The 16231-nt window shown below is 62.4% G+C and carries 11 protein-coding genes and 1 riboswitch; of the genes, 7 read left to right on the top strand and 4 right to left on the bottom strand.

Annotation, left to right across the window (positions count from 1 at the left end):
• Nucleotides 1-15: 15 nt before the first annotated feature.
• Complete coding sequence (locus tag HNP33_RS02895; protein WP_184705073.1) at nucleotides 16-840, bottom strand: ABC transporter substrate-binding protein; 825 nt, start codon at nucleotides 838-840, stop codon at nucleotides 16-18.
• 154 nt (nucleotides 841-994) lie between these two features.
• Nucleotides 995-3763, bottom strand: a complete 2769-nt coding sequence (metH, locus tag HNP33_RS02900) for a methionine synthase (protein ID WP_184705075.1) — start codon at nucleotides 3761-3763, stop codon at nucleotides 995-997.
• A gap of 35 nt (nucleotides 3764-3798) precedes the next feature.
• A riboswitch (S-adenosyl-L-homocysteine riboswitch) is annotated at nucleotides 3799-3910 on the bottom strand.
• Between the two features lie 228 nt (nucleotides 3911-4138).
• Between metH and gltS the strand changes: the two genes are divergently transcribed.
• Nucleotides 4139-5374 (top strand): sodium/glutamate symporter, encoded by a 1236-nt coding sequence (gene gltS / locus HNP33_RS02905; RefSeq protein WP_184705077.1) that lies wholly within the window; start codon nucleotides 4139-4141, stop codon nucleotides 5372-5374.
• Nucleotides 5375-5504: 130 nt separating this feature from the next.
• Here the strand turns inward: gltS and HNP33_RS02910 are convergent, their stop codons facing one another.
• On the bottom strand, nucleotides 5505-5960 hold the full coding sequence (locus HNP33_RS02910) for a PACE efflux transporter (protein WP_233464300.1): 456 nt from the start codon (nucleotides 5958-5960) through the stop codon (nucleotides 5505-5507).
• 138 nt (nucleotides 5961-6098) lie between these two features.
• Between HNP33_RS02910 and HNP33_RS02915 the strand changes: the two genes are divergently transcribed.
• Nucleotides 6099-7040 (top strand): LysR family transcriptional regulator, encoded by a 942-nt coding sequence (locus HNP33_RS02915; RefSeq protein ID WP_184705079.1) that lies wholly within the window; start codon nucleotides 6099-6101, stop codon nucleotides 7038-7040.
• Between the two features lie 138 nt (nucleotides 7041-7178).
• On the opposite strand, the gene HNP33_RS02920 is transcribed toward HNP33_RS02915, so the two are convergent.
• On the bottom strand, nucleotides 7179-10478 hold the full coding sequence (locus HNP33_RS02920; protein WP_233464303.1) for a mechanosensitive ion channel domain-containing protein: 3300 nt from the start codon (nucleotides 10476-10478) through the stop codon (nucleotides 7179-7181).
• 343 nt (nucleotides 10479-10821) lie between these two features.
• On the opposite strand from HNP33_RS02920, the gene HNP33_RS02925 reads away from it, so the two are divergent.
• From HNP33_RS02925 to HNP33_RS02945, 5 genes are all read left to right on the top strand, one after another.
• The gene (locus HNP33_RS02925; protein ID WP_184705084.1) at nucleotides 10822-11592 is read left to right on the top strand and encodes an enoyl-CoA hydratase; all 771 of its coding nucleotides are present in this window, start codon (nucleotides 10822-10824) and stop codon (nucleotides 11590-11592) included.
• A 133-nt stretch (nucleotides 11593-11725) separates the two neighbouring features.
• On the top strand, nucleotides 11726-12706 hold the full coding sequence (locus HNP33_RS02930; RefSeq protein WP_184705086.1) for a Bug family tripartite tricarboxylate transporter substrate binding protein: 981 nt from the start codon (nucleotides 11726-11728) through the stop codon (nucleotides 12704-12706).
• A gap of 207 nt (nucleotides 12707-12913) precedes the next feature.
• Nucleotides 12914-14293, top strand: coding sequence for a glycosyltransferase family 2 protein (locus HNP33_RS02935; RefSeq protein WP_184705088.1), 1380 nt, complete (start codon nucleotides 12914-12916; stop codon nucleotides 14291-14293).
• A complete protein-coding gene (locus HNP33_RS02940) occupies nucleotides 14286-15239 on the top strand; it encodes a polymer-forming cytoskeletal protein (RefSeq protein ID WP_184705090.1) in 954 nt (317 codons plus the stop codon). The genes HNP33_RS02935 and HNP33_RS02940 overlap by 8 nt, the downstream gene beginning before the upstream one ends.
• Nucleotides 15236-16222: a hypothetical protein gene (locus tag HNP33_RS02945; protein WP_184705092.1), complete on the top strand. Its 987-nt coding sequence runs from the start codon at nucleotides 15236-15238 to the stop codon at nucleotides 16220-16222. The genes HNP33_RS02940 and HNP33_RS02945 overlap by 4 nt, the downstream gene beginning before the upstream one ends.
• The last annotated feature ends 9 nt before the right edge of the window (nucleotides 16223-16231 follow it).

A 16231-nucleotide genomic window follows, 5' to 3' on the forward strand; every position in this document is an offset into this window, starting at 1 on the left:
TGCCGAAGGCAAACCTCAGCGCTTGTCGCCGATCCTGAAATTGCGCGTCAGAGGCGTTGCGCTTTGCGGGCCAAACCAGGTGTCGTAGATCTTGCCAGCCTGGCCGTTGGCCTCCAGCTCCTGCAAGGCAGTGTTGACAAAATCGGTCAGAGCAGCTTCGCCCTTGGGAATGCCCACACCGATGTAGTCGCTGGAGATCGTGAAGGCCGGAACCTCCCACTTGTCACGCTCCTGCTTGTCCTTGATGGTGGCCAGCAGGCCCACCAGCTTGGGGCCGTCCTGCGAGATGGCCTGCACATTGCCATTGCGCAGCGCGGTAAAGGCAAACGGCGTGTCGTCGTAGGCCACCAGGGTCGCCTGGGGGTATTTCTCACGCAGCACGATCTCGTTGGTCGTGCCCTTGTCCACACCGATGCGCAGCGCGTTCAGTTGCTGCTGCGTCGTCAATGTGCCCTTGGGCGCGATGAACTGCGTACCCGAAGCAAAGTACGGAATACTGAAACCGACCTGCCGGGCACGCTCTTCAGTGATGGTGAAGTTGGCCAGCACCAGATCGACCTTACCCGCCAGCAGGAGCGGCACGCGGTTGGCAGGATTGGTGGGCACCAGCTGCAGCTTCACGCCCAGGCGCCTCGCAAACTCCTGCGCATAGTCCACGTCCAGACCCACGATCTTGCGGGTCTTTGGGTCGACGAAGCCAAAAGGCGGGTTGGCATCAAACGCCGCCACGCGCAACACCCCTGCCTGCTTGATGTCCTGCAAGCGATCCGCCCAGGCGGCGCCCGATGCCAGTGCTGCCAGAGCAGCGGTGGCGACCAGCGCCAATGTCTTGTTTTTCATATCGATGCTTTCTTGAACAAACCCGTGTGCAGCCCCTCGGGCCGCAGCACAGTGAAGTCAGTGTAGAAAGCCGAACCGTCGTCAGGCAACGACGTTTTCATTCAATCGATATGTAAATTTCGCATGTACAGCCAGCGTTTTGTCAGCTAAGCCATTACCCCAGGTTGGGCGCCAGCTTGCGCCGCAGCTCCTCGATGTCCATGCCCCGGCGCTCGGCCATGTCGGCCAGCTGGTCTTCGCCGATCTGGCCCACGTTGAAGTAGGTGGCCTCGGGGCTTCCCAGGTAGAAACCGCTCACGCTCGATGCCGGGAACATGGCCAGGCTGTCGGTCAACTCCATACCGATGTCCTTGGCGTCCAGCAGCTGGAACAGGTCGATCTTGGCCGTGTGGTCCGGGCAAGCAGGGTAACCGGGCGCGGGGCGAATGCCCTTGTATTGCTCCTTGATGAGCTGCTCGTTGCTCAAGGCTTCATCTGCGGCGTAGCCCCACAGATCCTTGCGTACGCGCTCGTGCAGGCATTCGGCAAAGGCCTCGGCCAGACGATCGGCCAGTGCCTTGAACATGATGCCCGAGTAGTCGTCCAGCGCGTCCTGGAACTCCTTGTCCTTCTTCTCGGCGCCGATGCCGGCCGTCACGGCAAACAAGCCCGCGTAATCCGCGATGCCCGATTCCCTGGTGGCCACGAAATCCGACAGGCAGCGGCTGGGACGCATCACGGGCCGGCCATCGGGGCCCTCGACCACCTGCTTTTCGGTCTGCTGGCGCATGCCGTACCAGGTCATCAGCGCGGTACTGCGCGTCTCGTCGCTGTAGAACACGATGTCGTCGCCCACGCGGTTGGCCGGGTACAGCGCCATCACGCCATTGGCGGTAAGCCAGCGGCCTTCGATGATCTTCTTGAGCATGGCCTGTGCATCGGCCAGCACCTTGCGCGCCTCCTCGCCCACCACCTCGTCGTCAAGGATTGCAGGGTAAGGCCCAGCCAGATCCCAGGTCTGGAAGAACGGTGCCCAGTCAATATAGCGAGCGATCTCGGCCAGATCGAAGTTCTTGAACACGCGGCGGCCCAGCATGCGCGGCACGACGGGCGGGTGGGACGCAAAATCCACGGGCGTGGCATTGGCGCGTGCCTTCTCCAGCGGCCACAGCGGCGTCTTTTTCTTGTTGGCGTGCTGGTGGCGCACTTTGTCGTAGTCGGCTTCCAGCTCGCTCAAGTACGCTTGCTTGCCTTCGCCCAGCAGGCTTTGCGCCACGCTCACGCTGCGCGAGGCGTCGGGCACGTAGACCACGGGGCCGTCGTACTTGGGCGCAATCTTGACGGCCGTGTGCACACGCGAGCAAGTGGCCCCGCCAATCAGAAGCGGTATCTTCTTGATGCGGAAATAATCGTCCTTATCCATCTCGCCCGCCACGTACTGCATCTCTTCGAGGCTGGGGGTGATGAGGCCCGACAGGCCGATGATGTCTGCGCCCTCGGCCTTGGCGCGGGCCAGAATCTCGTGGCAGGGCACCATCACGCCCATGTTGATGACCTCAAAGTTGTTGCACTGCAACACCACGGTAACGATGTTCTTGCCGATGTCGTGCACATCGCCCTTGACGGTGGCGATGACGATCTTGCCCTTGCTCGACACGTCCAGGCCCGCGGCTTCCTGCTGGCGCTTTTCTTCTTCGATGTAGGGAATGAGGTGGGCCACGGCCTGCTTCATCACGCGCGCGGATTTCACCACCTGGGGCAGGAACATCTTGCCCGCGCCGAAGAGGTCGCCCACGATGTTCATGCCGTCCATCAGCGGGCCTTCGATCACATGCAGCGGACGCCCGCCGCCCTGCACAACGATCTGCTGGTAGGCCTCTTCGGTATCGTCGACGATGAAATCGGTAATGCCGTGCACCAGCGCATGCGACAGGCGCTCGCCCACGGTCTTGGGGTGCTCGGGCGTGCCGCGCCATTCGAGCTTCTTGCTATCGTCCTTGGCCGCGCCCTTGGCGGCTTCGGCAATCTCCAGCAAGCGCTCGGCGGCATCGGGGCGGCGGTTGAGCACCACGTCTTCCACGCGCTCACGCAGTGTGGGCTCCAGGTCGTCGTAGACGCCCACCATGCCGGCGTTGACGATACCCATGTCCATGCCCGCCTGGATGGCGTGGTAGAGGAACACGGTGTGGATGGCCTCGCGCACCGGGTCATTGCCGCGGAAGGAGAAGCTCACATTGGAGACGCCGCCGCTCACCTTGGCGCCCGGCAGGTTCTGCTTGATCCAGCGTGTGGCCTCGATAAATTCGACCGCGTAGTTGTTGTGCTCCTCGATCCCGGTGGCAACGGCAAAGATATTGGGGTCGAAGATGATGTCTTCAGGTGGAAAGCCCACTTCATCGACCAGCACGCGGTAGGCGCGCCCGCAGATCTCGATCTTGCGCTGGTAAGTGTCTGCCTGGCCCAGCTCGTCGAAAGCCATCACCACGGCGGCAGCGCCGTAACGCTTGATCAGCTTGGCCTCATGCTTGAACTTGTCCACCCCCTCCTTCATGGAGATGGAGTTGACGATGCCCTTGCCCTGCAGGCAGCGCAGGCCAGCCTCGATAACTTCCCACTTGGAAGAATCGACCATCACCGGCACCTTGGCGATGTCGGGCTCGGAGGCAATCAGGTTCAGAAAGCGCACCATGGCGGCCTTGCTGTCAAGCATGGCCTCGTCCATGTTCACGTCGATGACCTGGGCGCCGTTTTCCACCTGCTGGCGCGCCACCGATAGCGCTTCCTCATACTGCTCGTTGAGAATCATGCGCGCGAAAGCCTTGGAGCCGGTGACGTTGGTGCGCTCGCCCACGTTGACGAACAGCGTGCCCTCGCCGATGAAGACGGGCTCCAGGCCCGACAGGCGCATGGGAGGGACGGAGATGGGAGAAGCAGACGCGGACATGGGGCTCACCTGTAAAAACCAGAAATACACGACAGAACAGGTGAGCGCCGTTGCTGTGGGCAGCGCAGAGCATACCCAGCCACCTGCCCAAGCCTGACAGGCCCGCAATGGTCATACCACCGGCCTGCTGCAGCGCTCCTTGGGACAAGGCCAGCCATTTTAAGCCAGGACGCCCCACATTGCCCTATAGCACGCGCAGCAGGCATAGCAACGGCAAATGCAGCAGTTTGACCGGGTTATATCGCCATTCACGAACGCTGCCATCGCATTTCGCGCATATTGCGCGGTTTTGTCGGAAAAATATGCCGATCAGCAGAGAACACCTGCGCTTTTGTATCCAATCAGGCCAAAGGCCTGCACCCTGAGGAGAAAACCTTGCACCTGAGCTTCAGTGCCTATTACACCCTGATCATGGCCGTTCTCGTGCTGTTGCTGGGCAAATTGCTGACCCGGCACATCCGTTTCCTGCGCGATTTCAATATTCCGGAGCCTGTCTCCGGCGGCTTGGTGGTGGCGGCCGTGATCTTTGCGCTGCACCAGCTCACCGGCCTCACCCTGTCCTTTGAATCCGGGCTGCAGTCGGCCTTCATGCTGGTATTCTTTTCGTCCATTGGCCTGAGCGCCAATTTTGCCAAGCTGCGCGAAGGCGGCATGGGGCTCATCATCTTTCTGTGCGTGATCGTGGTCTTCATCGTCGTGCAGAACGGCGTGGGCGTGGGTCTGGCCACCCTGCTGGGACTGGACCCGCTGATTGGTCTCGTGGCCGGCTCCATCACGCTGCTGGGTGGCCACGGTACGGCTGGCGCCTGGGGCGCGGTGCTGGAGCAACAATATGGCCTGAGCGGTGCCACTGCCCTGGGCATTGCCTGCGCCACCTTTGGCCTCGTCATTGGCGGCCTGCTGGGCGGGCCGCTGGCCAAGCGCCTGATCACCCGGCACCAGCTGGCGCGCCCGCGCACCAATGCAGAGCAGCAAAGCGACCGCACCACGGTGAGCGAAGGCAGCGATGTGGCCAATTTCGAATCGCCCAACACGGCGCCGCGCCTGATCACCGCCGAGGCCGCCATCGAAACCCTGGCCCTGTTTGCAGGGTGCCTTGCCTTTGCCGAGTTCATGACCGGCGCCACAAAGGGCACGGCCGTACAACTGCCCACCTTCGTCTGGGCACTGGGCGGCGGCGTGGTCATCCGCAACGTGCTGGACTATGGCTTTGGCTTCAAGGTCTTTGACCGCGCCATCGATGTGTTCGGCAACGCTGGCCTGTCGATTTATCTGGCGATTGCATTGCTGTCGCTCAAGCTCTGGGAGCTGACCGACCTGGCGGGCCCCTTGATGATCATCCTGGCGGCGCAGACCCTGGCACTGGCACTGTTTGCGGCCTTTGTGACCTTCCGCGTCATGGGCCGCAATTACGACGCGGCCGTGCTGGCCGCCGGCCACTGCGGCTTCGGCATGGGCGCCACGCCCACAGCCGTAGCCAACATGCAGGCCATCACCAACCAGTATGGTCCGTCGCACAAGGCTTTTCTCATCGTGCCGCTGGTGGGCGCCTTCTTCATCGACATCATCAACGCCTTTGTGCTGCAGATGATGATTGCCCTGCTGCGCTGAGGCAGCCAAAAATTAATAGCTGCCTGCGCCTGATGGATGCGGACTTCAGATCGTTTTTCGCCTGAAACCCCTCCCCATCAGGCGCAGGTAGCTTCTTTTTTGAATGCCTGTCTGCGGTACCCAGCTACGCTCACTGTGCGGAACGCGGCAGGCCAAAGATGCGGTCAAAGCTCCAGTTGAAGACAAAGGTATAGACCAGAAAGAACAGCAGCAGGCCGATATCCATCACCAGCGCCTCCCACAGGCTGACCTTGAACCACCAGGCAAACAGCGGCACCAGCATGAAGACCAGGCCCCCCTCCATACCGATGGCATGGGCAATGCGGCGGCCAATGCCTCGGCCGCGCGTGGCCTGGCGCGCCTCCCACATCTCGAACAGGTGGTTCCACACCACGTTCCAGCAAATGGCGATGGCCGACGAGACCACGGCCACGACTCCCGAATGCGCAGCGCCCTGCCCCGACAATGCGGACAGGCCCGCCGTTGCCGCAACAATGGCAATGGCCTCATACAAACCTACATACGCGACGCGGCGCCATGGCCCCTGCAGAGACCAGGGGCTGCCTTGAATGTTTTGAACTGACATATTGGCCGCCATGGTATGTGCTTTATGCTGATAACATAAGTCAGAATCTTTCAGAAAATCTGACAGATCAGGCATCCCAGGGCATCGCTCCGTTCAAGCGGAACCAGCCAGATTTGCCCCGCCGCAATCGATTTGCCCATGACCGAGCCGCTCGCCACCTTTGCCCCTTTCGATTCCGACGCCATCCAGACCTTGCTGGCAGTACTGGACCATGGCAGTTTTTCCGCCGCCGCCCGCGCACTGGGCAAGGTGCCGTCGGCCGTCAGCATGCAGGTTGCGCAGCTGGAAGCCGCGCTGAACATGCCGCTGTTTGACCGCAGCGGGCGCGAACCCACACCGCTGCCCGCCGCGCTGGCGCTTGAACCACAGGCTCGCCTGCTGGCTGCCCAGCTGCAGCAGCTCAATGCCCATGCACTGGCTCTGGAGCGGGGCCTGGAGACGCGCCTGACGGTGGCCATCGCGCCCGAACTTCTGTCCGCCCCATGGGCAGAACCGCTGGCCACCTTGGCGCAGGAATATCCGCAACTGGCTGTCGAGGTGCTGACCGCACCGCAGGCCGATGCGCTGACCATGCTGCACACCGGCCGCGCACAGTTGGCGCTGGTCTTTGAACGGCCCAGCCTGGATGGCCGTGAAGGCTTTCAGGAAGTGGCCAGCGAGACCTTGCTGGCAGTGATCGCACCCGCCCATCCCATGATGCAGGCCGCGCGCCACGAAAAGAACCAGAAAGCGCCGTTACTGCGCGAGCACCACCTCACCAACACACGCCAGATCGTCGTGGCCAGCCGTGACTGGAGCCTGAACGACGAGCGGCTGGTCTATGCCCGCGATGTCTGGCGCACGGACAACCATGTGGCCGCGTTGCGCATGATCAGCGCCGGTATCGGCTGGGGTTGGCTGCCGCGCAAGCTGGTCGCGCCCCAGCTGCAATCGGGCGCGCTGGTGGCGATGGAATTTGCCAACCTGAGCAATGGCAACCAATTGTGTGTGGATGTGGTCTGGTCCAAGGAGCACCCTATGGGCCTTGCAGCCAAGCGCTTTGTAGCCCTGGTGCAGGCGGCTGCCCAGGCCGACGCCTGAACCAGCCGCCCAAAAGGTGCGCTAGGAGCGCTGCTGCACTTGAATTTCAGAGATTTTTGTCTTCAATCCTGCACTCATGAGCGCCGCCAGCTATTCTTTTCTTGAGAAACCCGGCTGAACCGAGCGACACCCGTGTCGCTATGCGCCTTTCGCGCTCTCCGCAGCTCCAGACGGCATGTCGCGTACATGGATATCCATCTGCGGAAATGCGATCGCAATACCGGCTGCCGCCAGCTTGGCGTTGATGCTGCGGTTGAGATCGTTGCGCACCTGCAACCGGTCTCCCACGGCGCCCACATACACGCGCAGCTCGAACTTCTGGCCCTGCCCTTCCAGCGCCATGAACCAGCAGTTGGGCTCTGGCTCCCGCAGCACCAGCGAGTGCTCGGCCGCAATGGACAGCAGCAGGCTCTGCACCTTTGCCGGGTCGCTGCCGTGGGCCACCCCCACGTCGATGACCAGACGTGTCACATCGTCGCTCAGCGTCCAGTTCGTCACCTGCCCGGTGATGAAGGTCTTGTTGGGAATGACGATTTCCTGGTTGTCGAAATCCAGCACCGTGGTGGCCCGGGTACGAATGCGCGTTACCGTGCCGGTGTGCTGGTTGATGGTGATGATGTCGCCCACGCGGAAAGGCCGCTCCACCAGCAGGATGAGGCCAGAGACAAAGTTGGCAAAAATCTCCTGCAAGCCAAAACCCAGGCCAACGGTGAGCGCAGCAGCCATCCACTGCAGCTGGCTCCAGCGCAGGCCCAGCAGTGTCAACGCACTCACCGTACCGGCAATGGTGATGGTGTAGCGCGCCAGCGTGGCCATGGTGTAGCGTGCAGAGCTGCTGATGCGCAGCGAGGCGGAGAATGCCACTTCCACCAGGCCCGGCAGGTTGCGCGTGAGGCTGAAGGTCAGCAGCAGGATCAGCATGCCCAGCAGCAGATCCATCAGGCTCACGGGGGCAGATCGTGTGACACCGCCCGCCTCGGTGTTGGTGGTGTACCAGAGCACCACACCTTCAAACCGCAGCAATGCGGGCAGCACCGGCGACCAGGCGTAGACCAGGCTCAGCGCCACCAGCACCCGCTGCAGCAGGCCCAGCAGCCGGTGGGCCTGCGTGCTCACGGTGACGAGCGCCATCTGGCTTTGTTCATCGGATGGCGCCTTGCCTGCCGCATCCACCGCACCTTGTGTGCTGCCCGCATGCGTCTGCACGGCAGCGGCGCGCAGCCGGTTCAGCGCCAGTTGGCGCTCGCCCAGCAATAGCCAGCGCCGCAACAGGCTGACCAGCACTTCGGCTGCCGCCAGGAACACAAAGCTGCTCAGCAGCGCCTGGATGACCTCGGTGGCGGTATAGACGTAGCCCAACACGATGCCAGCAAGCGTGCCCGCCAGCACCAGCAGCACCGCCACGCTCACCACCTGGCCCCAGCGCAGGCCGGGACGCTGCTTGCGAATGCTTTGCCGCAGGTACCGGAAGGCAATCCACGCCAGACCCAGAGTGAGCACCAGCAGGCACAGCCGCCCCCAGGTGCTGATGGCTGCATCGTCATGGCTGAAGAACGCCATGCCGCCCAGCAGCTCGATGGGCACGATCAACCAGGTAGCCCGCAGCACCATCTGGCGCAGCGCCTGCACGCGCTCGCGCGGCCAGCCAAAGTGCGCCAGCGCCAGCCCGCCCGGGCGGAACAGCACATGGAGCAGGGTGACCAGAAAGACGAAATCGCTCAATTGCTCAAGCGCCTGGCCCAGCGGCTCCAGCGCCGCTGGCGCGGCAGCCGATTGCAGCAGCAGGCCCAAGGCGGCGGTGGCAAAGCTCCATGGCAAGGCGTAGAGCAGGCTCCAGCCCAGCGCAACCAAGGTCAGGCCGAAGTGGTCTTGCGAGAAATCATCGACCCGCAAGGCGATGGCCTGCAACTGGCGCAGCGCATACCGGCGCAGGCCCAGCAGCACCAGAACGCCCGCAAGAATGCCGGCATAGACCCAGAGGTTGCGAAGCATGCTGGCGCCCAGCACGCGCGCCGTGTTCCATGGCGATGCGTTCGCGCCTGAATCAACGCTCGCGCCCTCCGAGCCACGCAGCACGGTGCGCCATTCACGCAACCATGCGCTGTCCATGGCCTGGTGGCTCGGGAACCACAGCAACTCCTTGTCCATCACCTGGCGCAGTGCGCTGCCGCTGCGCAGCGTGGCCTGCAAGGCGGCGTCGGTCTGCTCCAGCACGGCAATGCGCCGCAGCAGCAGCGGCTGCAGTTGGTCAATCAGCGCCGCCTGCTTGGTCCACAGGGCAGTGCGCTGGGCACTGCTCCCCACACCCGCTCCTGTCTGCGCACTGCCAGAGCCTGCCACCGTACCGTTGAGATTGAAGCGCCATTCACTGGCGTTGAACAGCGAAAGGCGCAGCTCCGCCAGTTGCCGCTGCGTGGCTTTGCGCCGCGCCTGGATGGTATTGGCCGTGGGAAGCGCTACCCGCTGCTTCCACAGCCACTGCCCCACCGATGCGCTGCCACCCAGGCGCAGCCGCGCCTGTGTATCGCGCAGCGCCGAAGCCAGCTGGCCCTGGCGGTACTCATCGGCGGCCAGTGCCTGGCGCTCTTGCACCAGGCGGTTGGTGTGCTCCAGGATCTGCTCGGCAAGCCCTGTATTTTGCTGCGCCAGCTCACGAATGGCCGGTGCGGCCTCTGCCGCATTGCTTTCGGCCGCCTGGGCTTGCTGCACCTGCTGCTCCAGCTGCTGGCGGCTGCGCTCGGCAATACGCTGGTTCAGCCAGGCCACGCGCGGCGTGCGCTCCAGCAGTTCCCGGCGCTGCGTCTGCAATTGCGCATCCAGCAGGCGCTGCCGGGTCTCGATGGTGGCCTGCTCCTCCTGGCGCAGGGCGAGCTCCTGCGTGGCACGCCGGTGTTCGGCACTGCGCCGCTGCTGGCGCGCCTGGGTCAGCGCAGGCGATTCGCCGGGCTCTGCGGTCACAGGAAGGGCACTGTCTTGCACCCGCTGCTGCAATGTGGCCAGATCGACGCGGCCCGTACCGGGCTGCGCCACCAGATTGGCCTGTTCGGCCGCCGTTTTCTCGATGCCGGCCTTGAGCGTTGCAATCGCCTCGCGCTCGTCCGTGAGCAAGCGCTCCAGCACTTCCTGGCTCGCATTTGCAGGAACGCGCTCTTCCCAACGCGCCAATATCTGGCCCAGCTCCATATCGCTCAAAGGCGCAGGCAGTGCCGGTGCTGGCGCCTGCACGCGGTTGCGCAGGCGCTCCAGCGACTGCGCCAGCGCATCGGCCTCCTGCTCAGCAGTATTGGCCGCATCCCGCTGCGCTTGAATGGCCCGCTCTTCCTCGCTGCCGCCGCTCGCCTGGCCCACGCTCAATCCGCCCAGCGAGGGCAAGGAGGCTGGCGCTGCACCCGCTGCCAAGGGCAGCAGCCATGCACACAGCGCCAGCAGCAGATACATCCCCCAGGATCGGTGAGTTGCAATGTGCGGCGGACGCAATCGGGCCGGAATCGACAAAAGGAGAGCTCGCATCGGCACAGTGTATCGGTATGCCATGGGCCCTTCGCTATGGATTCAAGAGCTGTGTGCGCTTGATATTCAATGAATTCAACTGCCTTTTTATCCAAATCGGCTTGTCATGCAGGCAAACAGCTATGAAATTGGAAGCAATCCCAAAGAATGTGTAATTTTCCCGGAAAATCAATGAATTGAAACATCTTCCACCGGCAGCGAGGATGCGTGTAATTGCTATTTTGTCCCTGGCGGGACGGGCAACGCGCCGCAGCATTTGCACAATGCCGGCATGAGCCTGATCGACCTCCACCACGCCCACGCCACCCTTGAGGACCATGGCGTTGCCACCCTCACCTTCCGCAATGCGGGCAGCCTCAACATTCTGTCATCCCCAGTGCTGACCGATCTGGCCCAGGCCTTCGACGCGCTCTCCAAAGATGAGCGGATCCGCGTGCTGGTGCTGCGTGGCAGCGGTGACAAAGCCTTTGTCGCAGGCGCCGACATCAAGGAGATGCGCGGCCTGAATGCGGACAACGCGGCCGCCTTCATCACGCGCCTGCGTACCGTGTGCGAGGCAGCGCGCCAGTTCCCCACCCCCGTCATCGCCCGCCTGCCAGGATGGACGCTGGGTGGCGGGCTGGAGCTGGCCTGTGCATGCGACATCCGCATTGCCAGCAACCGCGTGCAGTGCGGCATGCCCGAGGTGAAGGTGGGCATTCCTTCCGTCATCCACGCCGCGTTGCTGCCCCGCCTGATTGGCGCAGCCCGCGCGCAATGGCTGCTGCTGACGGGCGACAACATCGACGCTGCGCAGTCCCTGCAGTGGGGCCTGCTCGACCATGTGGTGGCCCCCGATCGCCTGGACGAAGAAGTGGAGCGCCTTGCCAAGCAGTTGGCCGGATATGGCCCGCAGGCCCTGCGCCAGCAAAAGCGCATGCTGCGCGCCTGGGAAAAGCAGTCCATCGACGCGGCCATTGACGAGAGCGTGCAGGAGTTTGCCAATGCCTTCAAGACCGGCGAGCCCCAGACCTACATGGCCAGCTTTGGCGCCAAACATTAGCGTCAGATACCGCACTAACGCAAATACCGATTGCGTATCCAGCTATTTAAATAATAGCATTTCAACACCATCACCATCAAAACCTGCACGGCCCATTGCCGCGCAGGTTTTTGCTTTCATCACAGGAGCATTCATGCAACGCCGCCAATTTCTCTCCCTCTCCGCGATCAGCGCCATCAGTGCAAGCGCAGCGCCTGGTCTTGTGCGGGCAGCCGATGCCTACCCCGCCAAGCCGATTCGGGTTGTCATTCCCTACGCCGCAGGCGGCGTGACCGACAGCGTCGGCCGAAAGCTGTGCGAAAACCTGGGTAAGGCCCTGGGTCAGGCCCTGGTGGTGGACAACAAGGCTGGCGCTGGCGGCACGCTGGGCATGGGCGACGTGGCCCGTGCAACTGCCGATGGCTACACCCTGGCGCTATCGGCCATCAGCCCGCTCACCTTGTCGCCACACCTGATGAAGCTGCCCTATGACCCGGCCACCTCGATCGCCGCAGTGGCGCCGATGATGTACTCCCCCGTCTATGTGCTGGCCACGCCTGCCTTTAGCGGCAAAAGCTGGGAAGATCTGATTGCCCAGGCCAAGGCCAAACCGGAAACCATTCGTTTCGCCACCTCGGGCATCGGATCGGTGGGGCACATCATGCTTGAGCAGATCCAGGCCAAGACCGGGGCAAAAATGATCCATGTCCCCTACAAAGGCGTGGGCCAGACCGTGAACGATGCCGTGGGCGGCCACTTCGAGATCATGCTGGGCAATCCCTTCGGCACCATCAACGGCCTGCTCCAGCAGGGCACGCTGCGCCTGCTGGCCACCACCGGGCCGCAGCGCGCGCCCAACCAACCCCAGGCCAAGACGCTGGCAGAACTTGGCGTCCCCGAAGCCAACCTGACATCGCTGTTCGGCTTCATGGCTCCGGGCAAGACCCCGCCTGCCATCATCGCCCAGCTTGCCAAGGCGATACAGACCCAGCTCGATGAACCCGGCATTCAGGAGCTGATGCGTAGCACCGACAACGTGCCGCTCAAGATGAGTCCCACCGAATTCGCCGAGCTGCTGCGCAAGGAAAGCGCAGCCAATGCGAAGATCATTGCGCAGGCTGGAATCAAATTGTAACGAATTTCTTTTACTGCAAACGACCTTTGCCAACAGCGAAACAATGTCAACAAAGCCTATTTCCCTATAGTATTTAGAAAATAACTATTTATTCTTAACATTTGATTGATAGAATTGACTCGCTCGCTTGGAGTGATTTAATCTATCAATACCGTGTTGAAACATAAAGCAACAAAATTCATAGTAGGTAAAGCCTTGGCGTTTGCCATGGGCACCCTGCCGGTATTGGCCCATGCCCAGCCTTGGGCCATGGACAGAAGCGATGGCTGGCTGGGGTGGGTGCTGGCTCTGTGCCTGGTGGCATTGATCGTGATCGTGGCGCTGGAGGCGCTGTATACCTTCCGGCACTACGCTTTCACCCTCAACCGCCTGTTTGCACGCCAGCGCCCCATCTACGCAGGAATCGAGCAGGCCAACTGGCCGCATATCACCGTTTTCATTGCAGCGCACAACGAAGAGGCCGTCATCTCCGGCTGCATTGAGGCGCTGTTGAATGTGGATTACCCACGCGACCGCCTGACCATCATGCCGGTCAATGACCGCTCCACCGACGGAACGCGCCAGATCATCGATAGCTACGCGGACCGCAACCCCGGCCGCCTGCAGCTTTTCCACCGCCAGGACGGCCCTCCCGGCAAGGCTGCTGCTCTGGCAGATGCCACCAACATCGTGCAAGCCCAAGGCCAATCCGAGCTGATCGTGATCTTTGATGCCGACTACCTACCCGGCAAGAAGATCATCAAGCAACTGGTCGCCCCATTTCTGGACCCCGAAATTGGCGCAGTGATGGGCCGCGTGGTGCCGCAGAATGCTGGCGTCAACCTGCTGACGCGACTGCTCGACCTGGAGCGCTCTGGCGGCTACCAGGTGGACCAGCAGGCACGCTACAACATTGGCGCGGTTGCGCAGTATGGCGGCACCGTGGGCGGCATTCGCTTGAGCGCACTGAAAGAAGTGGGAGGCTGGACGCCCAACGTGCTGGCTGAGGACACGGACCTCACCTACCGCCTGCTGCTCAAAGGCTGGCAGACCGCCTACCTGGGCTATGCCGAATGCTATGAAGAGGTACCCGAGAGCTGGGCCGTGCGCTTTCGCCAGATTGGCCGCTGGGCCAAGGGCCACAACCAGGTGCTGGCCAAGTTCTGGCAGCAGATGGTCACCCGTAAGGGCCTGACATGGATGGAGCGCGTCGATGGCCTCGCCCTGCTCGGTGTGTTCCTGATGTCACCGGTTCTGCTGATCGGCTGGATTCTGGCATTGGTGCTGACGGTGACGGGCTATGGCATCGATGCCAACGTCAACATTGCCCTGGTGATGCTGCTGGTCACCGCTGGCTTTGCCTGTGTGGGCAACTTTGCGGCCTTTTTTGAAGTGGCAGCCGCTGTGCACCTGGATGGCCATCAGCGGCGCCTGCGCCTGCTGCCTCTGCTGCTGACCGGCTTTGTCGTGAGCATGATTGCCGTCTCCAAAGCCACGCTCGATGGACTGGTGCTTGACAGGCTCTTCAAGCGCCAGTTCAAATGGGACAAGACAGTGCGCTACCGCCAGACTTCGCCAGCGCCGATACAAGAGGTGCCGAGTGAGTGACGCTTCGCACACCTGGGTGTTTGGCGCGACATGGCTGCTGCTGACGGTATCCATCTTCTTGATTCCGCTGCTTCCAGCGCTGCGTGAGCTGTATTCGCGCAGCGATGCAGCCGCCCTGGAGATCGACCATCTCGACAATGGCCGCACCGACTATGCCGCGCTGCGCATGCTCGACCAGTTGCCTCTGCTGGAGGAGATGCCTCGCAGCGAGCAGTGGCAGCGCGACGATCGCGGGCAGATAGTGATCCCGCGCGGCCAGACCCGGTTGGAGGCCAGAACCATGCAGTCGGTGGTGCTGGGGTTCCGCGCACAGGTCAAGGCGCTGGTCTCCAACGAAACGGTGGAGCTGCAGGCCAACAGCATGGTGCTGCATGTACTGCATGCCCAAAACATCCACTGCCTGGGCCCCGTACACCTGGCTCGGCTGAGCAGCGCTGCGCGCAATATCGTGCTGTCTCCCGGCAGCCGGTTTCAGCGCATGTCGGCTGCCTGCATCTTTACCTGGCCGCTCAAGCGTTCGCTGGGCTTTCCACTGGACAGCCTGGGCGAAGGCATGCCCTTGACCGCACTTCAGCAGCGCCATTACGGCGACCTGCACATACCGGCGGGTACCATGGTTCAGGGCGGACTGGTAGTAACGGGCAATCTGTGGATTGAAGACATGGCGGTGGTCACCGGCCATGTCAAGGTGCATGGCAACGTGACCTTGGCCACAGGTGCCTGCGTCAAGGGCGCGCTGTTCGCGCTTGGAGACATCCATACCCTGGGCAGCAACTATATTGAAGGCCCTTTGTGTGCAGGCAAGCACCTGCAGCTGGGGCCCAACAGTCAGATTGGCAGCAAACAAGTGCCATGCAGCGTATCTGCATGGTCCATTGCGCTGCTTGCATCCGTTCGCGTCTATGGCAGCATGTCTGCCGTACGCTCAGGTCAGGTGGTTCTATGAAGCCGTTGCATGCATTGTTTACCCGCACTTCCGTCGCTCTTGGCATAGCCATGGGGGCGGCAGGCATCGTCCGGGCGGCGGAGCCCCCCGCCCTCAGCGACTTTGCAACTGGCGACGGCGCCTACTACACCACGCTGGGCAGCCCGGTGGCTGACCCGTACTTCATCAACAAAAGCTTCATCATTGCCATGCAGGCAGCCGCGCCCCTGCAGACCGAGTTTGTGCAATGGCTCAAGTGGCTGCTTCCCAAGCAACGCAAGGATGGCGGCTTTGACCGCTTCTGCCTGGAAGCTGACAAGACGTGGCACAGCTGCATGGCGGCCGATGCCGATGACTCCACGGCTGCCACCACCATCCAAATGCTGAACATGGCATTGCAAAGAGCATGGATCCCTGCCGACCAGCAGCCCGCGGCAAACCAGGCCATCGCCGCCAGCCAGCGTCTGCTGGCCAGCCTTCGCAATCCGCAGACCCAGCTTTACAGAGTTTTCCCCCATACCGATCTGTGCTACCTGATGGACAACGTCGAGGTGTATGAGGCCTTGCGGTCTGACGCCCGCGCCACATGGCAGGCCAACCAGTTGGCAGCAGCCATTCGCCAGCAGTTCTGGACTGGGCGGCAATGGAAACCTGCCATCCCTGAATATGCCCAGGTCCAGTTCTATCCCCATACGCTGGCCAGTGCCTATCTGTGGAACACGGGCATCCTGCCGGTCAAGGAATCGGACAGCGCAACCGTCCAGTGGCTGGCACAGCACCGCGATACCTGGCTTGCACGCAGCGGCGACCACTACGCCTGGGGACTGGTTGCCTGGAACATGCGCCACACTGCGCCCATTCAAGCCGCCTGCTGGCGGGCCTCCCTGCGCCCTTTCCAGGAGAAGATCGGCTGGACCGTTCTGGACGCCATGGTTGATCTGTCTCTGGCGCATTTGGGCATAGCCAAGCAATGCGCCAGCGCACTGCCTATCGCAGCCCGATAAGCGCATTGC

The organism is Comamonas odontotermitis (genome assembly GCF_014207855.1).
GTDB classification, from domain to species: domain Bacteria; phylum Pseudomonadota; class Gammaproteobacteria; order Burkholderiales; family Burkholderiaceae_C; genus Comamonas; species Comamonas odontotermitis_A.